General features: G+C 61.2%; 18 protein-coding genes. 9 read left to right on the forward strand and 9 right to left on the reverse strand.

The window, feature by feature from the left end; all coding sequences use genetic code 11:
* Positions 1–79: 79 nt before the first annotated feature.
* From ABD833_RS11385 to aspS, 3 genes are all read right to left on the reverse strand, one after another.
* Positions 80–3,172 (reverse strand): sensor histidine kinase, encoded by a 3,093-nt coding sequence (locus tag ABD833_RS11385; protein WP_345073093.1) that lies wholly within the window; start codon positions 3,170–3,172, stop codon positions 80–82.
* A gap of 356 nt (positions 3,173–3,528) precedes the next feature.
* Entirely contained in the window at positions 3,529–3,873 is a 345-nt protein-coding gene (locus ABD833_RS11390; RefSeq protein WP_345073095.1) for a hypothetical protein, read from the reverse strand.
* 249 nt (positions 3,874–4,122) lie between these two features.
* Positions 4,123–5,889, reverse strand: a complete 1,767-nt coding sequence (gene aspS, locus ABD833_RS11395; RefSeq protein WP_345073096.1) for an aspartate--tRNA ligase — start codon at positions 5,887–5,889, stop codon at positions 4,123–4,125.
* 349 nt (positions 5,890–6,238) lie between these two features.
* Here aspS and ABD833_RS11400 point away from each other — a divergent pair, with 349 nt between their 5' ends.
* The 4 genes from ABD833_RS11400 to ABD833_RS11415 all read left to right on the forward strand — a co-directional run bounded on the left by ABD833_RS11400 (position 6,239) and on the right by ABD833_RS11415 (position 8,930).
* Positions 6,239–6,715 carry a hypothetical protein gene (locus tag ABD833_RS11400; protein WP_345073097.1) on the forward strand — a complete coding sequence of 159 codons (477 nt, stop codon included), beginning with the start codon at positions 6,239–6,241 and terminating at the stop codon, positions 6,713–6,715.
* Between the two features lie 142 nt (positions 6,716–6,857).
* Entirely contained in the window at positions 6,858–7,421 is a 564-nt protein-coding gene (locus tag ABD833_RS11405; protein WP_345073098.1) for a hypothetical protein, read from the forward strand.
* A gap of 342 nt (positions 7,422–7,763) precedes the next feature.
* Positions 7,764–8,210 carry a nucleoside deaminase gene (locus tag ABD833_RS11410; RefSeq protein ID WP_345073099.1) on the forward strand — a complete coding sequence of 149 codons (447 nt, stop codon included), beginning with the start codon at positions 7,764–7,766 and terminating at the stop codon, positions 8,208–8,210.
* Positions 8,211–8,321: 111 nt separating this feature from the next.
* Positions 8,322–8,930: a superoxide dismutase gene (locus ABD833_RS11415; protein ID WP_345073101.1), complete on the forward strand. Its 609-nt coding sequence runs from the start codon at positions 8,322–8,324 to the stop codon at positions 8,928–8,930.
* A 238-nt stretch (positions 8,931–9,168) separates the two neighbouring features.
* On the opposite strand, the gene ABD833_RS11420 is transcribed toward ABD833_RS11415, so the two are convergent.
* The 5 genes from ABD833_RS11420 to ABD833_RS11440 all read right to left on the reverse strand — a co-directional run bounded on the left by ABD833_RS11420 (position 9,169) and on the right by ABD833_RS11440 (position 13,893).
* Positions 9,169–11,361, reverse strand: a complete 2,193-nt coding sequence (locus ABD833_RS11420) for a carboxypeptidase-like regulatory domain-containing protein (RefSeq protein ID WP_345073103.1) — start codon at positions 11,359–11,361, stop codon at positions 9,169–9,171.
* Positions 11,362–11,463: 102 nt separating this feature from the next.
* Complete coding sequence (locus ABD833_RS11425; protein ID WP_345073105.1) at positions 11,464–12,189, reverse strand: tetratricopeptide repeat protein; 726 nt, start codon at positions 12,187–12,189, stop codon at positions 11,464–11,466.
* A gap of 116 nt (positions 12,190–12,305) precedes the next feature.
* Positions 12,306–12,602, reverse strand: a complete 297-nt coding sequence (locus ABD833_RS11430) for a winged helix-turn-helix domain-containing protein (RefSeq protein WP_345073107.1) — start codon at positions 12,600–12,602, stop codon at positions 12,306–12,308.
* Positions 12,586–13,179 (reverse strand): hypothetical protein, encoded by a 594-nt coding sequence (locus ABD833_RS11435; RefSeq protein ID WP_345073108.1) that lies wholly within the window; start codon positions 13,177–13,179, stop codon positions 12,586–12,588. Before ABD833_RS11435 ends, ABD833_RS11430 begins: the two co-directional genes overlap by 17 nt.
* A gap of 135 nt (positions 13,180–13,314) precedes the next feature.
* Positions 13,315–13,893, reverse strand: coding sequence for a hypothetical protein (locus ABD833_RS11440; RefSeq protein WP_345073110.1), 579 nt, complete (start codon positions 13,891–13,893; stop codon positions 13,315–13,317).
* A 330-nt stretch (positions 13,894–14,223) separates the two neighbouring features.
* Between ABD833_RS11440 and ABD833_RS11445 the strand changes: the two genes are divergently transcribed.
* A complete protein-coding gene (locus tag ABD833_RS11445; RefSeq protein WP_345073112.1) occupies positions 14,224–15,507 on the forward strand; it encodes a nucleoside permease in 1,284 nt (427 codons plus the stop codon).
* A 203-nt stretch (positions 15,508–15,710) separates the two neighbouring features.
* On the opposite strand, the gene ABD833_RS11450 is transcribed toward ABD833_RS11445, so the two are convergent.
* On the reverse strand, positions 15,711–16,130 hold the full coding sequence (locus ABD833_RS11450; protein ID WP_345073113.1) for a nucleoside-diphosphate kinase: 420 nt from the start codon (positions 16,128–16,130) through the stop codon (positions 15,711–15,713).
* A 315-nt stretch (positions 16,131–16,445) separates the two neighbouring features.
* On the opposite strand from ABD833_RS11450, the gene ABD833_RS11455 reads away from it, so the two are divergent.
* From ABD833_RS11455 to ABD833_RS11470, 4 genes are all read left to right on the forward strand, one after another.
* Complete coding sequence (locus ABD833_RS11455) at positions 16,446–17,489, forward strand: DHH family phosphoesterase (RefSeq protein WP_345073114.1); 1,044 nt, start codon at positions 16,446–16,448, stop codon at positions 17,487–17,489.
* 37 nt (positions 17,490–17,526) lie between these two features.
* Positions 17,527–18,516: an FKBP-type peptidyl-prolyl cis-trans isomerase gene (locus tag ABD833_RS11460; RefSeq protein ID WP_345073115.1), complete on the forward strand. Its 990-nt coding sequence runs from the start codon at positions 17,527–17,529 to the stop codon at positions 18,514–18,516.
* A gap of 80 nt (positions 18,517–18,596) precedes the next feature.
* The gene (locus ABD833_RS11465; protein ID WP_345073117.1) at positions 18,597–19,091 is read left to right on the forward strand and encodes an FKBP-type peptidyl-prolyl cis-trans isomerase; all 495 of its coding nucleotides are present in this window, start codon (positions 18,597–18,599) and stop codon (positions 19,089–19,091) included.
* A gap of 63 nt (positions 19,092–19,154) precedes the next feature.
* A complete protein-coding gene (locus ABD833_RS11470) occupies positions 19,155–19,715 on the forward strand; it encodes an FKBP-type peptidyl-prolyl cis-trans isomerase (RefSeq protein ID WP_345073118.1) in 561 nt (186 codons plus the stop codon).
* Positions 19,716–19,730: the final 15 nt, after the last annotated feature.

Here is a 19,730-nt window from a genome sequence, read left to right on the forward strand (position 1 = left end):
TACCTACACATAATGATGTGAGCCTGCCGAGCTTACCCGGTAGCGCGTTTGCGCACCGGCGGCCTGGACCGCCCATCGGCTAGCTTTTCAGGGGAATGGCTAATTGTAGCGTGGTACCCTGGCCGGGAGCAGTTGTGATAATCAACTCGCCGTGCAGGGTGGCGGCCCTGGTCCGCATGTTGGTCATGCCGTTGCCGCCGCCCTGGGCGGGGTTGGCCGGATCGAAGCCAACGCCATCATCCTGCACCAGCAATACGAGACGCTGCTTCTCGCAAGTCAGGGTGATAGTGGCGTGCTGGCACCGGGCGTATTTGGCCAGGTTATTTACGGCTTCTTTAAACAGCAGGAAAAACTCCCGGCGGGCGCGCATAGTCAGCTTCAGCCCGGCCACCGACGGATCGGTGCGGAAGCGTAAGTCGATACCGCGGGCTTCGAGCACGTCGGACGCAAAGCTGCGCATCCGGGCCGTCACGTCAGCCAGCGAATCGTGGGCCGGGTTGATGGTCCAGACGATATCGTCCATGGCATCGAGCATGCGGTGGGAGCTTTCGCCGATCTGCTCCAGCAGGGCCGCCGCCTGCTCGGGTCGCGCCTGCCGCTGGTGGTTGCAGGCAATCTGGCTCAGGATGGAAATGCTGCTCAGGGTGGAGCCCATATCGTCGTGCAGGTCGCGGGCGATGTTATGCCGGACCCGCTCCAGGGCCAGCACCTGCCGGATGCGCAGCTGATAAGCCAGAAAGAGCAGGCCAAAAACCACCCAGCTGATCAGAATGCGAAACCACCAAGTGCGGTACCACGGCGTCTGCACCACCACCACCAGCGACGTCCCGCGGGGGTTCCACACGCCGTCGTTGTTGGCTGCCCGGACCCGAAAGGTGTAGGTACCGGGGTCGAGGTTGGTGTAGGTAGCCTCGTGCCGGGTGCCGGCCTGCACCCAGTCCGGGTCGAAGTTCTCCAGCATGTAGGCGTAGCGGTTCTTATCGGGCAGGCGGTAATTGAGCGCCGCAAACTCCAGCGAGAAGAAATAGTCGCGGGGCGAGAGGGTAATGCGGCGCCGCTCCGTGATGCTGGTATCCAGCTCCACGGGCTGGTTGAACTTGCGGAATCCGGTGAGAACCACCACGGGGGGCACGGCGTTGGTCGGGACGGTGGCGGGGTGGAAGCTCATCAGGCCCTTCACGCCGCCAAAGTACAGTTGCCCGCTGCGGCCGCGGTGGTAGGCCCCGGCGTTGAACTCGTCGTGGGGCAGGCCATCGCGCACGTCGAACGTGTGGAACTGGGCCGTAGCGGGCGTGAAGCGGGCTAGGCCGTTGTTGGTCGACAGCCACAAATCGTGGGCGGCGTCTTCCAGAATACCATACACCACGTCGTTAGGCAGTCCCTGCGGCTCCCGGAAGGTGGTGAAGCGGCCGGTTTGGGGGTCATCGAGCCGGCAGAAGCCGCCGCCTTCCGTGCCGATCCAGAGTTGGCCGGCGTGGTCTTCGAGGATGGTGCGCACAAAGTTGCTGCTCAGGCTGGTGGGCGTGCGGGCATCGGTGCGAAAAGTGGTGAAGGTCTGCGTAGCGGGGTCGTAGCGGCACAGCCCCCCGCTGGTACCGATCCATACCAGCCCCCGGCGGTCCTGGTGCACCGCCCGCACGAAGTTGTTGCCGAGGCTTTGCGAATTACCAGGTTGCTGCCGGAAGGTGGTGAAACGTTTGCGGCCGGGCTCGTACCGGTTCAGGCCGGCTTCGGTCCCCACCCACAGCCGGCCCTCCCGGTCGAGCGAAACCGACCGGATGAAGTCGTCACTGAGGCTATTGGGCTGACCGGATTGGTGCCGGTAGTGGGTGAAGCTGGCGGCATCGGGTTCCAGACAGTCGAGCCCCTGGCTTTGGGTGCCAATCCATAGCCGGCCCTGCCCATCAAAGCACAGGGCGCGGACAAAATCTTCGCTCAGACTGCCGGGATTACGCGAATCGTGGCGATACTGCTGCCGGCGTTTGGTGACCGGGTCGTAGCAGACCAATCCTTCATTCTCGGTACCTACCCACACCCGGCCCCGCGCATCTTCGGCCACCGCCCATACCGGCCCCGGCACCGAGGCACTGATCGGGTAGGTGGTGAAGACCCCGGGCCGGGCTTCGAAGCTGCTCACCCCACCCTCGGTACCCGCCCAAAGCAAGCCGGAGCGGTCCTGGAACAGGCTCAGCACTACATTATCGGCCAAAGAATGGGGTTCGGCCAGCTCGTGCCGGTAGACGCTGAACGAGGCCGTAGCGGGCTGATAACGGGCCAGGCCGTTGTTGGTACCCACCCAAATCAGGCCCTGCGCGTCCCGGCGGATAGCCCGCACCGTAAGCCCGGGCAGGCTGTTGGGCCGGCCGGAGTCCGGTCGGAAGAAGCGCGGGGTGCCGCCGTCGGCCGGCAGGTAGCCCAGGCCATCGGTTTCGGTACCCACCCACAGGTCGCCGCGCGCAGCGGGGCACAGCACCGTGATGGCGCTACTGGTCACCCAGCGCGCCTCGGCCTCCAGCAGGCCCGTACTCTGATTCAGAAAACTGACGCGCCCCTCCCCGGTGCCGACCCAGATGCGGCCCCGGTGGTCCTGGGCAATGGTGCGGATAGAATTGCGGCGTTCCGTGATGGGCTCCGCAGCACGGTGGCGAAACAGCTGAAACCGGCCGGTTTTGGGGTCAAAGCGCTCCAGGCCGCCCTCGACGCCTACCCAGATGCGACCTTGCCGGTCGCAGAACACGGCCCGCACGAAGTTGTCGGTGAGGCTGCCGCTGCTGTCGGCATGATGCTGAAACGTGCGAAACCGATCAGTCAGCGGATTGTAGCGGCTCAGGCCCCCACCGCCGGTACCCACCCAGATCTGCCCCTGCCGGTCGGCCGTCAGGGCCAGAATGAAGTTGCTGCTCAGGCTCCCCAGCCGCTGCGGATCGTTGCGGAACACGCGCACGCCACTCCCATCGTAACGGCTCAGGCCATCCTGAGTGCCCAGCCAGAGGAAGCCACGGAGGTCCTGGGCCATGCAGTACACGCTGTTTTCCGACAGCCCGTTGGTGCTCGTAAGCGTGCGGAAGGTGAGGGTCGGCGGCGGTTGGCTTTGCGCCTGGCCCAGGCCGGCCAGGCTGAAAACCAGCCCGAGCAACCCCCAACGCAGCCCTAAAACGGCAGACTTATTCATGAGCAGAGTAAAGTCACTGACAATCGCTCCTCAATATAGGATTCCTGCCATCAACGATGTCTCTGTAAGCTGTCGGGGCTGCCGGGAAGTAAAAAAGCGGCCCCTGAGGCCTCCGGAGCCGCTTACAAGCTCAGATATTCGTTGTGTGGTGCTTCGCCCAGGTAATAGACTTGTTCCTAAATACAGAAAAGCGCAAATTCAGCGGTCATGCTTCATCTGGCGTCCGCGCAGTCGAAGCATCTCTACCGCTTTGTTGCTGTAGCATTGATTACTAATGCGGTAGAGATGCTTCGGCTGCGCGGACGCCAGATGAAGCATGACGTTCTTTTTTCATTATTGCTTATTCGGGAACAAGTCTAATAGATAAGCTCGCAGTGCCCAAATATCAGCACGATGCCCTCGGTGTATGCTACAATCTCGGCCAGAGCAGCTGCGACAGGAATTTGCCCACCATCCAAAGCCGGATTGACGGAAATAATGTAGCAGGAATCAATTGGCCTTCCCGCTATCCGCTTTAAGATTTCAGTTTTAAAAAAACCTTTCAATGGCTTAAGCTGACCTTTATCAAGGTCCTGTCCATGATAAAGCATTCCGAGAAATGTCCCCCGCCGCTTCGGTGACTCAATGAAACCTAAGTAGCGCTGGCGCTTATTCTTCACCACGTACTTGTCGATAAAAGCCTTTTCTAAATCGAAGTTCATAAAGTAAAAATGAGGCTGTTTAGGGTTTCAAAAAAGCTGTCATCCTGAGCGGAGCGAAGGACCTTATCACGTCCGTACCACTTGGAATTAGGCCAAAATGAGCAGTCGTGAGAAGGTCCTTCGCAAGCGGACGCCAGATGAAGGATGACAAACGACGAAAAAACCGAAACCCTAAACAGGTTCAATAGCGGAAACAGTAACGGCACCCGTTATAGGTGCCGCTACTTGTTTTGTGAGACTGCTTTGGCCCTACTTCTTCTCCGCCACCTTCGTCTCGATGCTCAGCTCCTTGAGCTGGGCCGCCGAGATCTGCGAGGGCGAGTCAATCATCACGTCGCGGCCGGAGTTGTTTTTGGGGAAGGCGATGAAGTCGCGGATGGAGTCGGCACCGCCGAAGAGGCTGCAGAGACGGTCGAAACCGAAGGCCAGGCCACCGTGGGGCGGAGCGCCGTACTCGAAGGCGTCGAGCAGGAAGCCGAACTGCGCTTGGGCTTCCTCATCCGAAAAGCCGAGCAGGCTGAACATGCGGGCCTGCACGGCCCGGTCGTGGATGCGGATGGAGCCGCCGCCCACTTCCACGCCGTTTATCACCATGTCGTAGGCGTTGGCGCGCACCTGCCCGATGGTGTCGGGGTTATCCAGCAGGGCCATATCCTCGGGCTTGGGCGAGGTGAACGGGTGGTGCATGGCGAAGTAGCGGCCTTCCTCCTCCAGATATTCGAGCAGCGGGAAATCCACCACCCACAGCGGGGAGAAGCTATTCTTGTCGCGCAGGCCGAGGCGCTGGCCCATCTCCAGGCGCAGCTCACTCAGGGCCTTGCGGGTTTTGTCGGCGGGGCCGGCCAGCAGCAGCAGCAGGTCGCCGGGGTTGGCGCCGAGGGCCACGCTCCACTTCTGCAGCTCCTGCTGGGAGTAGAACTTATCGACCGATGACTTCACGTTGCCGTCGCTGTCTACGCGGGCGTATACCAGGCCGGTAGCACCCACCTGGGGCTTTTTCACGAAGTCGGTCAGCTCGTCCAGCTGCTTGCGGGTGTAGTGGGCGCAGGTAATGGCATTGATACCCACCACCAGCTCGGCGGCGTCGAACACCGGGAAGCCCTGGCCTTGCACCACGTCGCTGAGCTCCACAAAACGCATGTCGAAGCGCGTGTCGGGCTTGTCGTTGCCGTACTGGCGCATGGCGTCGGCGTAGGTCATCCGGGGCAGAGTGCCGATGTCCACGCCCTTCACTTCCTGAAACAGGTACTGCACCAGGCCCTCGAAGGTGTTCAGGATGTCTTCCTGCTCCACGAAGGCCATTTCGCAGTCGATCTGGGTGAACTCAGGCTGACGGTCGGCGCGCAGGTCTTCGTCGCGGAAGCACTTCACGATCTGGAAGTAGCGGTCGAAGCCCGACACCATCAGCAGCTGCTTGAAGGTCTGCGGCGACTGGGGCAGGGCGTAGAACTCGCCGGGGTTCATGCGCGAGGGCACCACGAAGTCGCGGGCACCTTCGGGCGTGCTTTTGATGAGCACCGGGGTTTCCACCTCAATGAACTCCTGGCCGTCGAGGTAGCGGCGCACGGCCTGGGCCATCTTGTGGCGCAGCATCAGGTTCTGGCGCACCGGGTTGCGGCGCAAATCCAGGTAGCGGTACTTCATCCGCAGGTCGTCGCCGCCGTCGGTTTCGTCTTCGATGAGGAAGGGCGGCAGCTTGGCCGGGTTGAGCACGTCGAGCTTTGCCACCCGGATTTCGATGTCGCCGGTGGGCATCTTATCGTTTTTGGAGTAGCGCTCGGCCACTTTGCCGGTCACGCTGAGCACGAACTCGCGGCCCAGCTGGCGGGCCTGCTCGCGCACTTCGGCACTTTCCACGCCTTCTTCGAGCACCAGCTGGGTGAGGCCGTACCGGTCGCGCAGCACAATCCAGGAGATGCCGCCCGCGTCGCGGGTGCGCTGCACCCAGCCGGTGAGCGTAACGGTTTGGCCAACGTGGTCGAGGCGAAGTTCGCCGCAGGTATGGGTACGAAGCATTTGTTGAGAGCTGAGAGGTGAGAGCGAAGAACTTAGGTGGCCGAATTCCGCAACCCGCGCCAGCGGCCCGCTTCTAAATTCTCCGCGCTGCGTTCTACCATTCTATGGTACGGCGAAGGTAGGCAAGAAAAATAAGTCCGGAGTGACGTAAAATGACATTCCGGGCTTCCCAGGGGCCGCCCGTAGCACCTGATTCAGCGGCGGATACCGCCGTTATTTTTTTTATTCGGCCCCCGAGCGGGGCAAGCTCTACCCTTCGGGCGCAACCCGGGCTCTTCATTTTTGGTACGGAGTATGCAATGGGCCTTGCCGACCCTGACTTTTTCGCCTTTCCCTTCCTTTCCCCGATATGAAACGTACCGTTCTGCTCGCCGCCGTGGCGGCCCTGTTTTCCTTCTCGGCCGCTCAGGCTCAAACCACCCCTACCAAGGTTAAAACCAAGTCGAAGTCGGAGCAGACGGGCACGACGGTAAAAACCAAGACGGACGTGAATGCGGAGCCCGTGACGCTGAGCGGCCCCATCAAGCGGGTGGAAACCCTGTCGGGCATCGACGTATTCCCGGACCCCAACACGGGCACCATCTTCCTGAGCTTCACCCAGCAGTTTACCAAGCCGGGTACGCTGGTGATGACCAACTACAAAAACGAGCCGGTATACACCACCACCCTCGACCCGGCCAACAACACCGGTCAGCCCGTGGATCTGGGTCGGATTCCGGCCGGCACTTACCTGGTAGAAGCCAAGACCGCCAACTACGTGTACTGGAAGAAGGTCCGCATCAAGTATCCTTCGGCTCCGGTTTCGAAGACGAGAAAAAGACGCTAACCGGGTTTTTCCGGCTCTTCCCACCTCCGAAACCAGCCTGGTTTCGGAGGTTTTTGTTTGCTGCCACCCGGTCCCGGCCGTACTGCCGGCCGCGGGAGAGTCGTCTGGCAAGCGGGCGCTATCACTACCTTACCGTCGCAATATGAAAACCACCCCGCTTCCTTTTCGCCTCGTCACCCTCCTGCTGGCACTCACCCTGGCTTCGTTTGGCGGCCCCAAGCTCACCAAAACGGCTATCACCAAGGGCATGACTATTGGTATTCCGGCCGGCTTCGTGCCCCTGCCCGATGACGGCATTGCCGCCAAATACCCGGCCGCCCGCCGCCCCCTGGCCGTGTTCACCGACCCCAGCGGCCGGATCGACTTCAGCGTGGCCCAGAAACCCACCACCTTCAACGACCGGGACTATGGCCTGCTGCTGAAAATCTATAAGGCCAGCATCCAGAATATGTACTCCAAGGTGCAGTTTCTCGCCGAAGACATCCGCACCGTGAACAAGCGCGACTTCGTGGTGCTGGAGTTCGTCTCGACGGTGAATGACACGCGGCGCGGCGGCAACCTGTCCCCCATCCGCCGCTACCAGCTGGTGCAGTACGCCATTCAGACCGACCAGCTGCTGGTGTTCACCTTCAACTGCCCCGCCGACGAGCAAGCCAAATGGCAACCCACCGCCCAGGCCGTGATGCAGAGTATTATAATGAAGTAGGCCTTTTGGTAATGTGCTAAGGTGGGTTGAATGTGCTGATGTGCTGATGTGCATAATGTGGATAATGTGCTGATGTGGGTTGAATGTGCATAATGTGCTGATGGGAAAGTGCAGTGGTTCCTGAAATCAAGAATCAATCACCGGCACACTTTCCACATCAGAACTTCAGAATCTCAGCACATTCCTCCCATTTCCCACATCAGCACATTACCACATCGGCACATTCAACCACATTAGCCCATTCCTCCCACATCAGCACATCAGCACATTCCTCCCACATCAGCACATTATCCACAGTCCTCCCACATCAGCACATTCAACCACATCCGCCCATTAAAAACCATGACCCTTTCCCTGTATTCCGACGAGCAGTACATGCGGGAGGCGCTGAAGCAGGCCCGGTATGCGCTGGCGGAAGACGAAATTCCGATTGGGGCAGTGGTGGTGATGGACAAGCAGATCATTGCCCGGGCCTACAACCAGACGGAAAAGCTGCGCGACGTGACGGCCCACGCCGAAATGCTGGCCCTGACGGCCGCCGCCAACTTCGTGGGCAACAAGTACCTGGCCGACTGCACGCTCTACGTAACGGTGGAGCCCTGCGTGATGTGCGCGGGCGCCAGCTTCTGGGCCCAGGTAAAGCGCGTAGTGTACGGCGCGGCCGAGGAAAAACGCGGTTTTCGGCGTCATGGCAACCTGTTGCACCCCCGCACCGAGCTGGTTACGGGCCTACTGGCCGCCGAATGCGCGGCGCTGATGCAGCAGTTCTTCGCCCGAAAGCGGAAATAATCTACTTTTGCGCGCCGCAGTACCAAAGCCGGTGTAACCCTGCGGCGGCTTGCGCGGTTAGTATCTGACCACGCAGTCGCTTCCTTTCCCTCCAACCCTAATCCCTTTCCTATGGCTTTCGAATTGCCCAAACTGCCCTACGCCTACGACGCCTTAGACGCGCAAATCGACGCGCAGACGATGGAAATCCACCATACCAAGCACCACCAGGCTTACGTCACCAACCTCAACAACGCCGTTGCCGGCACCGATATGGAAGGCAAGAGCCTGGAAGAGCTGATGCAGAACATTGCTGCCGCTCCGGCCGCGGTGCGCAACAACGGCGGCGGCCACTGGAACCACTCCCTGTTCTGGACCATCCTCGGCCCGAACGGCGGCGGGGAGCCAACCGGGGCCGTGGGCGAAGCCATTACCAAGGCGTTCGGCTCGTACGAGAAGTTCAAGGAAGAATTCACCAAAGCCGCCACCACGCGCTTCGGCTCGGGCTGGGCCTGGCTCTGCAAGCAGGCCGACGGCTCGGTGCAGATCTGCTCAACGCCCAACCAGGACAACCCGCTGATGCCCGACACCGGCTGCAAAGGCACTCCGGTGCTGGGCCTCGACGTATGGGAGCACGCCTACTACCTCAAATACCAGAACCGCCGCCCCGACTATATCGCGGCCTTCTACAACCTCATCAACTGGGACGAAGTAAACCGCCGGTTCAGCGAAGCTGCCTGAGGTGTGTGAACCGCGGGTTAAAAAAACGGTGGTGGTCTGAGACCTGGTGAAAAGGTGATTTTCGCATCCCGTAAAATTGACTGCCGCCGCTACGCCGGAAGTTTTTTTGAAGCTGAACGGGAAGAGCGCATCACCCTGTCTTAGGCTACCCCCGCAAAGAGCCGCCCCGGAAAATCCGGGGCGGCTCTTTACTTTCCGGAGCCACGCGCCTGCCCCCCCCCAACTCGGCCACCCACCCTTACTGCCAGGTTTTCACGAGCCCGAAATACAGCAGCCGGCCCTGGAAATATTCGGGTAGCGCCTGGGTGTAGTCGGAGTAGTAGGTGTAGCGGCTCACGCTGCGGGTGCCCAGCACGTTGCTGCACACGGCGTAGAGCACCAGCGTGTTGCCGTTGGTTTTCTGCCGGATAAACTTGCTGGCCGTGACGTCGGCGCGGAAGTAGTTGGGCAGGTAGGCGGCGTGCAGCTGCGCGGGGTAGCGGGGCTGCTGCGCGCCGGTAGCGGGGTCGGTTTCGGTGCCCAGGACGGGCGTGAAGGGGGCGCCGGCCCGGTACTGCGCAAACGCGCCCAGCTCGCCCCACTTGCCCACCAGCCGGAGCGTGCTTTTCAGCTGAAAGCGCACATCGTAGCGGCGCTGGGCCAGCGCCAGCGCGCGGGCAGCGGGGTCGGCGGCATCGTAGCGGGCGGGACGGGCGTGCACCGTGGCGGCGGCCAGGTCGGCGCGCAGGCACTTGAAAAACGTGCGCTGCCCGAACACCTCGGCCCCCAGCACCCGCGTGCTCAGCACCGAAGCTTCCTGCTTGGCGTACACGGCGGCCGTGAGCGTGGCACCGGCCGGGTCGGAGCTGGTAGTGGCGTAGTCGAGGGCCAGCTGCCGGACGCGGGTACGGAGGAAGCCATACAGCGTAGGGTCGGGCGAGCCAAACGAGGTGTACTGCCCGCCCGATAAATTAAGGAAGCTACGGGCGTTAAGGTTGCGGCGCAGGTTCAGCTGGGCGCTGGCGTAGCCGGGCTGCGCCGGGCGCGGCAGGGCATTCAGGCGCAGGCCCGCGCCCAGCACCCAGGGGCCGCGCGTGAGTTTGGTGTACTGATACACCTCCCAGAGCGTGCGGCCCCGCCCGAAAGCGGCGGTGTAGGTGGGCGCCGCGGCATCGGGCTCACCACGACCCACCAGAAACTGCCCGGCCAGGTGCAGGCGACGCTCATCGTAGCTTGCACCCAGGCGGGTGCTGAGGCGCTCGGTCCAGTAGCGGCGGTAGTGGGCGGCGGCGAAGTAGTCGGTGCCGCGGCGGGTGGTGCGGTAGGCGCCCAGCGCATCGGTGGCGCGGCGCCGGCTGAGGCCCTGGCTGAGGGCCAGGTCGGCACGGGACCAGGCCTGCTCATAGCTGAGCGTATAGAAGCCCCGCAGGTTGCGGTAGCGGTAATTTTCGGCCCCGCCGGTGGTGGGGCGGTAGGCGTACTGCTCGCGCAGGCCGTAGACGTAGGCTTTCAGGGTACCGTATTCGCTGGTTTTGGTAGCGAAGTGCAGGCCGCCATCCAGCAGCCCAAACTGCCGCAGCTGCCGGAACGAGCCCGGATTCAGAGCCCGCAGCAGCTGGCCGTCCTGCCCGTTGACGTACCCTTTCAGCATGCCCCGCCGGCCCACCGGCTGCCCGGCCAGCAGCCCCGAGTTAGCCAGCCCCGCCGAGGCCTGCACGAACCGGGACCGTTGCCGCTCATCCGAAGTCAGGCTGATGAGCCCCGCCCCGGCATTGCCGAACTCCAGCGGCGGGTTGCTCGGAAACACCAGCACCGACTTCACCATATCCACGCTGAAAATCCCGAATGTGCCGATGCCCGTCAGCTGGGCAAACTTCACGGCGTCGTAGATGGGCACATTATTGAGGTAGATGCCGGTCTGGCTGGGGTCGGAGCCGCGCAGACTGATGCTGGCCGACTCGTCGAGGGTGGTAGCGGCAGGCAGGGTGCGCACGGCCAGCAGCGGGTCGGCGGCGGCGGCCGGATTGGTCACGATCTGCAGAAAGTCCAGCTCCTTCACGATGAAGTCTTCGGCAATGGGCCGCCTGGCCGTCACTTCCACCTGGGCCAGCGCCAGGCCGCCGCCCGGCACCAGCCGCACCGCCAGCGGCCCGGCCGGCACCGCCGCCAGCGGCAGCCGAAAGGTGCGGTAGCCCACGTAGCTCACCAGCAGCGTATCGGGGCGGCCAGCAAAAAGCAGCGCGAAGGCCCCGTCGAGGTCGGTGGCGGTGGCAGTGGCCGGCTGCCCGGCCAGCCGCACGGTGGCACCCAGCAGCTTTTCGCCGGTGGTTTTGTCGGCCACGGTGCCGCGCAGCGGGGGCGTCTGGGCGGCGGCGGCCGGCGCCAGCAGACACAGCACGGCCAGGCTGCGCAGCACACGCCGCGCGCGGAGTAGGTTCAGAAAGGTCATCATGGTCGGGAGAAAGGGAGCACAGGAAGCTTCAGGCTGCAAGTGCTGGTCAGATGGTAGTGCGGCAGCTTGCCGCCTGAGGCTTACAGCTTGCCGCCTGCTATGCTACATTTTGGCCAGAAACCCTTTCAGCTTGCTGTGCTGCGGGTATTTGCTCAGGCCCTCGGTGGCGGTGGTGCGGGCCTGCTCCGTCTGGCCGGCGGCTTTATAGGCCTGGGCCAGATACCAGTAGGCGTCGGGCTTGCCCCAGTTGGGAGCGTAGGGGTTGGCGTCGGGCTTGTCGGGGGCGGCAATGGCTTTTTTGAAATGCTCAATGGCCACTTTCCCGCCCCCGTACTGCTTGGGCGTGTAGTAGTCGTTGATGCCGCGGGCGTAGCGGGCGCGCAGGTTGTCGGGAGCCAGAGCCACGGCCTTTTCAGCGTTTTCCTTCACGGTACCAGCCTTAAAGGCCACGGTCAGGAAGCTGGCAAACTCCAGGTTGAGGCCCTGCAGCAGCGAGAGCAGCGCGTAGTGCTCGGCCGTTTTGGCGGGCAGGTCTTCCAGCAGCGCCATGCCCTTCTGCAGCGCCGCCTCGGCCTGCTGCTTGTGCTGGCCGGCCCGGAAATACAGATGGTACTGCGCAAACGCCCCCCAGTAGCTCAGGTAGGGATTCGGCTTTTTCGCCCGCAACTCGTCCAGGGCGCGGGCCAGCTGCTGCAGCGAGTCGGTGGGCGTGCGCCAGGTTATTTTCTGCTGGATGCCAGCCAGTACGGCCGCGCCGTTGGTTTGGGCCTTCGTCCGGCCCGGCAGCAGCAACACCATACACAAGAGCAGTAGCAGGCACTTTTTCATGGCAACAGAATGAAGAAAAGTGGAAGAAAAAAAAGGCAAAAGCGTGGCCCGGCTGGCCCTGAAAACAGGCTGGCAAGGGGAGAAAAGCGCGAAATCAGGGGATTGCCGGGCCGGGGCTACTCCGGCTTGAGGTAGCGCTGCAGCGTGGCTACGTAGGCCTCGAAAGCGGCCACGCCGGCCGGCGTGATGGCGCAGCGCGTAAGCGGGTAGGAGCCGCTGAACTCCTTGGTCATGGTGAGGTAGCCGGCTTCTTTGAGCTTGCTGATCTGGGTGCTGAGGTTACCGGCGGTGGCGCCGGTTTTCTCTTTCAGGAAGTTGAATTCGGCTTCCCGCACGCTCAGCAGCAAACTCATCACGGCCAGTCGCAGCTGCGAGTGCAGCAGCGGGTCGAGGTCTTCAAACGGTGCGGCCACGGCGGTACTGGCTTTTGAGTAAATGGCCCGGCACGATGTAGGCCACCAGCACGGCGGCCGCTACCAGCAGCAGCTGCGTATCGAGCTCAACCTGAAACGCCACCGTAGCCAGCAGCCAGCAGGCCGCGCCGCCCCAGATCAGGGGCCGGAACCGTAGCGCCCCGCCCGTGGCAAACGTGCCCAGACCGTAGAGCGCAATGATGAGCGGATAAGCCTTATGCCAGCCGTAGGCATAGCCGACCCCAATCAGCATTAGCATCAGCACGCCGAAGCCGGCCCACAGATAGATCATGAAGTCGGTCTGGGCCGTGCGGACCCGCTCGCGGCGGCCGCGCCGGAACCCGTGCACGAAGGCGGCCACCGAGCCCAGGCTCATCAGCACCGGCCAGGCCAGCCAGGGTTTGTCGTAGCCGACCCGTAGCAGCACGTAGTGGCTCAGGGCCGCCACCAGCACCAGCCAGCCCCAGAGCAGCAGGTCAAATGAATTGTCGCTCAGCTCCTGCTTGGCGGACTGAATCATGTCCTGAATCAGGCGCAGGCTGTCGGGCGCGGAAAAGGGTTTTTCGGAAGGCTCCATTATTCGTTGTTCGATTGGCGGTTTTCGGGATTCAGTTTGGTCTTTTGGTTTTCGGGGCCTGTTGTTCGTTTGTGGTTGCTTGTAACCGGCTGGTCGTTGCCTCCGGGTATCGAATCAGGAACCACGAACGACAAATCACGCCAGACGCGCGGCCGCGCGCAGCAGGTAGCCCGGCACCACGTAACTCACCAGCATGGCCGCCGCAATCAGCAGCAGCTGCGTATCGGCGGGTACGGCGGCGGCGACAGCCCCCAGTAGCGCACAGAGCCCACCGCCTACCCGCAGCGGCCGGAAATTCAGCAACCGGCCCGCGGCTACGGTGCTGGCTCCGTACATCGCCAGCATAAGCGGGTGCGCATGCTGCCAGCCAATGAACGGCGCAGCCCCCAGCGCCAGCAAAATTACCAGCAGGAAGCTTTTCTGGAGCAGCCGCAACCGCTTGTCGGCGGCCGTGGTGGGCACCAGCCCCGCCTCACGCTGCCGCCGGTCGATGAGGCTGATAACCATGCCCATCGTCGGCATCAGCACCACCCACGTCAGCCAGGGCGCCGCAAAATGCACCTGCTCCAGCGTGTACTGGCCCAGCGCCGCCACGGCCGCCACGCTGCCCCGCAGCATGTAGCGGAAGGCGTAAGCACGCAGGTTGGCGGCGGTAGGCAGCTCGTTGCCCAGCGGCAAGGCAGAAACGGCGGGGCGGAGGGCGAGACTTTTCATGGCAGTAAAGGAAAAGTGGCTGGAGAACGATACAAACATAAACCACTTTGCATTGCAAACCAAATCACAGCGCAAACTTTTTTATTATCTAAAGCAGACTGGCTCCGGCCCGCCTCGTTTTCGTTTTTCTCTATCTTTGAATGCCCGGTCTGCGCCAGTGCCCGGGTTGTTCTTTTTTCCTGCCTTCCTCACTTCTTTGGCGCAGCCCGGCTCACCGGGCTGGCGCTGGTTCTGCTGCTCCCGACGGCGCTCAGCCATTCGTGCCGCGTCTTCCAGCAGCACAGTCCCCCTTACACACCGAAAATTCCCTTTTTTCTAACCTGCCCCCCCATGAGTACCAAGCTGCGTCTTATCATACTGAGTTTCTTACAGTTCTTTATCTGGGGTTCCTGGCTGATTACGATCGGCGCTTACTGGTTTCAGACGAAGCAATGGTCGGGCGCGGAGTTCGGGGCCATCTTCTCGACCATGGGCATTGCGGCTATCTTCATGCCCTCCATCATGGGTATCGTCGCCGATAAGTGGGTGAATGCGGAAAAGCTCTTTGGCATTCTCCACCTCCTGGGCGGCATCGTGCTGTTCACCATCCCCCTGGTCGATACTCCGGGCACTATGTTCTGGGTGATGCTGCTGAACATGATGTTCTACATGCCAACCCTGGCCTTGTCGATTGCGGTGTCGTACTCGGTGCTCAAAAATAAAGGCGGCGACGTGGTGAAGGACTATCCGCCCATTCGGGTGTGGGGCACCATTGGGTTCATCGTGGCCATGTGGACGGTTAGTCTGCTGGGGCTGGAGAAATCGGCCAGCCAGTTTTATGTAGCCGCCGGGGCGGCCATTTTGCTGGGTATCTACTCCTTCACGCTGCCCAAGTGCCCGCCGCCCTCGAAGAATGCTCCCGCCCGCTCCCTGGTTGATGCGCTGGGGCTAAAGTCGTTTGCCCTGCTGCGCGACGGTAAGATGGCGACCTTCTTCTTTTTTGCCCTGCTGCTGGGAGCCGCGCTGCAGCTGACCAACGCCTACGGCGACACGTTCCTGCACGACTTCGACAAGACCCCGGCCTACCAGGACACCCTGGCCGTGAAGTACCCGGCCATTATCATGTCCATCTCCCAGATTTCGGAAACGCTGTTTATTCTGGCCATTCCCTTCTTCCTGCGCCGGTTCGGCATCAAGCAGGTCATGTTTTTCAGCATGGTGGCCTGGGTGCTGCGCTTTGGGCTGTTTGCCTACGGCAACCCCGGCAGCGGCCTGTGGATGATTATCCTCTCCTGCATCGTCTACGGCATGGCCTTCGACTTCTTCAACATCTCGGGCTCGCTCTTCGTCGAAACCCAGACCGACTCCAGCATCCGGGCCAGCGCCCAGGGCTTGTTCATGATGATGACCAACGGCTTTGGCGCCGTGCTGGGCAGCTCGCTGAGCGGTATCATCATCCAGAAGTACTTCACCCTCGCCGACGGCACCAAGGACTGGCACAACATCTGGCTCACGTTTGCCCTGTATTCGCTGGGCATTGCGGTGCTGTTCGTAATTCTGTTCAAGCACAAGCACGACCCCAGCGCCATCAGGAATACCCATCCCGAGCCCCTGCTGTCCGTCGAACAGGTTTAAATCAGGCGGCGTCCGGGCTCATTTTCCGCCGTCTGGTCCGGCAGCTCGTTCCGCTTCGGCGAGCTGGAACCGGCCCCGGCAGGGCTACTTAAATCCCTGGCCGGCACAAAATAAGTTTATAAATAGTCCATTTATAGCAAACGAAAAATCCCGCTTTGCAGGCTGCAAAGCGGGATTTTCAGGTTTAGCAGCAGCTGCCAGGTTTAGAACTGCTCGTCAGCGGCAAAGAAGAAGTCGCCTTCGATTTTGGCATTCTCGTCGGAGTCGGAGCCATGCACGGCGTTGGCTTCGATGCTCTTGGCGTATTTCTTCCGGATGGTGCCTTCCGCCGCCTGGGCGGGGTTGGTGGCACCAATCAGCGTGCGGAAATCCGCTACGGCGTTGTCTTTCTCCAGAATAGCGGCTACGATAGCGCCCGACGACATATACTTTACCAGGTCGCCGTAGAACGGACGCTCGGCGTGAACTTCGTAGAATTTGCCGGCGCGCTCGGGCGTCAGGTGTACTTTCTTGAGTGCGACGATGCGGAAGCCCCCTTCTTCGATCATGCTCAGAACACCACCAATGTGGTTCTCCTGGGTCGCGTCGGGCTTAATCATCGTGAACGTGCGGTTCGTTGCCATTCGGAAAAATTTAGGGCTGAAAAATGAGATGGATCAGGCAGGTGCAACCAGTAGAATTGCGGCCGCAAAAGTAGGCGAATAATCCCGTAGAAATAATTTCGCCGCCGCCGGCCCGGGAAATCAACCCGGGATTCGGGGCCGCCAATGGCGCTGGCTTGCCCTATTACCCGCTTTTCTACTCCCCGGCCGGGGCCGGCCCGAACCCAAAACGCGCGGACGTTTGTTTAAAGAAGCGAATGTCTGGAGAATATTTCCGACTTTTGCCGCCTTGCTTCCGGCTTAACACCCCGAATTTCAGCCACCTATCAGTAGGCAATGTCCACTATCAGCGACCTGAAGGAGCTGCTCGCGCAGCCCCGGCAGATTTTCATCACCACCCACCACAAGCCTGACGCCGACGCCCTGGGCTCCTCCCTGGGCTTAGCGGGCTACCTGCGCAAGAAAGGCCACCACGTCACGGTGGTTACGCCTTCCGACTACCCCGATTTTCTGGCCTGGATGCCCGGCAACGACGAAGTCGTGGTCTACGACGCGCGGCGTAACGACGCCCGGGTCCGCGAGATCATCGGGACGGCCGAGGTTCTTTTTTGCCTCGACTTCAGCTGCCTGGGCCGCATCAACGAGATGGGCGAGTACATCCGTCAGGCGCCCGGCACCAAGGTTCTCATCGACCACCACCTGGAGCCCGAGCAGTTTGCCGACCTCGACTTTTCCAACCCCAAAGCGGCCGCTACGGCCGAGCTGGTGTTTGAGGTAATCCGCGACCTGGGCGACCAAGACATGATTGACGTGGGCATCGGCGAAAGCCTGTACGCGGGCATCATGACCGATACGGGCTCGTTTCGCCACCCCAGCACTTCGCGCAACGTCCACCTCATCATTGCCGAGCTGCTCAACGCCGGCATCGACCTTTCCTCGGTCCACCGCCGCATCTACGACTCTCATTCGGAGATGCGCCTGCGCTTTCTGGGCTTCGTGCTGAAGGATAAGCTGGTGGTGCTGCGCGAATACAACACGGCCTACATTGCCATTACCCAGGACGAGCTGCGCCAGTACCAGTCCAAAACCGGCGACACGGAAGGCCTGGTCAACTTCGCGCTCAGCATTGAGGGAGTCGTGTTTGCCGCCGTGCTCATCGACCGGGGGCAGGCCGTAAAGATTTCCTTCCGCTCGGTTGGCAGCTTCTCGGTGAATGAGTTTGCCCGCAAAAACTTCAACGGCGGCGGCCACCACAACGCGTCCGGCGGCATCAGCTACGACCCGCTTGAGACTACTGTAAACCGCTTCCTGGCCCTGCTGCCCGAGTATCAGACCCAGCTTGTGACGGCCCCGCTAGCGGTTGCGCCGCCGACGGTGTAACTTGCCCCAAAATCTCTTTCTCAACCCTTCCCTTTTCATGCTCCTTCAACGCAATTTTCTGAGCCTGGCCCTGGCGGCCGGTGTCATGAGCCTGGCTTCCTGTAACAAAGGCGCCGGTAATTTCGCCAAGACTCAATCCGGCATCGAGTATAAGATCTTCAAAAGCGAAGCCGGCAAGTACAACAGCCGGGAAGTAGCCCCTACCGGGGACGATACCTACAAAGCGCGCCTGGGCAAAATCCTGGCGATGAACGTAGAGTACCGCACCTACAAAGACTCCATCCTGTTCAGTTCGCGCAAGCAGCAAGGGCCGCCAATGCGGATTGAGCTGCAGGAGCTGAAGGTAAAGGGGGGTATTGAAGAAGCTATTGCCATGCTCCAGCCCGGTGATTCGGCCGTGTTCCGCTTTAATGTGGACACCATTTTTGCCAAGTCGTTCAAGCAGCCGGTGCCGCCCTTCATGAGAACCAAGCCCGCCAAAGGCGCCAAGCCCGGCGACAAGCAGGACCCGTCGTTCATGACCATGTACGTGAAGGCCGAGAAGCTGCAGACCCGCGACGAAGCCACGGCTGACCAGCAGAAGCAGATGGAAGAGCAGCAGAAGAAGATGATGGCCTACGCGGAGGAGCAGATCAAAAAGGACGACGTGATCCTGCAGAACTACATCAAGAAAAATAACCTCACGGCCAAGAAAGACCCTTCCGGCATCTACTACGTGGTAACGCAGCCCGGCACCGGCGCTACGCCCAAGCAGGGCCAGACGGTATCCGTACTCTACAAAGGCACGCTGCTCGACGGCAAAGTATTCGACTCATCGGAAAAGATGGGCAACAAGCCGATTGACTTCCCCCTGGGTGTTGGTCAGGTGATTCCGGGCTGGGATAAGGGCATTGCCCTGCTCAACAAAGGCACCAAGGCCACCCTGCTGATTCCGTCGTCGCTGGCTTACGGGCAGCGCGGGGCCGGAGCCGATATCCCGGCCGATGCCCCGCTGCGTTTCGACGTGGAACTGGTTGACGTAAAGTAGTCGTTAGCTTCCTTACAGGCCGTCGTACCTGCGCCCTTGGGACGGGGACGACGGCCTTTTTTTTCGGTAATAATCAGGCGATGAAAAAACACGTTTCAGGGGCCGCAGCCCGGGTGCTGCTGCTTACGCTGCTAGGTTTTGCGGCGCTGCTGTCAGCCTGCAAGAAAGACTACGTCAAGATTGATGAAACCCTCATCAAGAAACATATTGACGGCAACAAGCTGACCGGAGCCCAACGGCAGGAATCCGGGCTCTACTACGTCCCGCTTTCCACCGACAGCAGCACGATCCGGCCGGCCGTAGGCCAAACCGTGTCGGTGCTCTATACCGGCAAGCTGCTCAACGGAACCGTGTTCGATGCCTCGTCGCGGCACGGAAATGTTCCCATCAGCTTTGTCCTTGGCCGCGGCCAGGTGATTGCGGGCTGGGATGAGGGCATTGCCCTGATGCACAAAGGCGATAAATCCCTGCTGCTGATTCCTTCGGCGCTGGGGTATGGCGCCGATGGATCTCCCCCCGTTATTCCCGCCAATGCAGTGCTGCAGTTTGAGGTAGAGCTGGTAGATGTAAAGTAACCTGTGCCCCCGCCCCGGCCGCGGATGCAACCGGGCGGGGCGGTTTTCGCTCTAATGTTTAGTATGACCATGAAGCTTTCGATGAAAAACCCGATTCTCACCCGTTTGGCCGTGTTGCTGCTGGCCCTGCTACCCGTACTGTCGGCCTGTAAAAAGGAAACTGACCTGCAAAAGGGCTTCCGCGAGCAGGAGGAAAAGTACAAAGCCATCGACGACCAGCTGATCCAGGACTACTTCAGCCGCCATAAGATCACCAGCAAGGACTATACCCGGCTGGAGTCGGGCATATACCTGGTGAATATTGCCGCTGGCACCGGCGAAAACCTCAAGGCCGGGCAGACGGTACAGGTGAAGTATACCGGACGGTTTATCACTCCCTCCCGCGAGGACGTCATCTTTGACCAGTCGTTTGGCAACCGCTCGCTCTGCGAGTGTTTTGAGGTAGTCATCGACCAAAGCGCCGTTATTAAGGGGTGGCACGAGGCGTTGAAAAACATGAAGCTGGGGGGTCGGCAGGATGTTTTTATTCCGTCCTACATGGCCTACGGGGCCGGGGGCTCGGCTGCCACCATTCCCCCGAACGAGCCCCTGAAGTTCTACATGGAGATTGCCAAGGTCCGGTAACTTTCCTCCTTCCTG

The sequence above is a fragment of the Hymenobacter fastidiosus genome (assembly GCF_039539565.1).
Classification (GTDB): Bacteria; Bacteroidota; Bacteroidia; order Cytophagales; family Hymenobacteraceae; genus Hymenobacter; species Hymenobacter fastidiosus.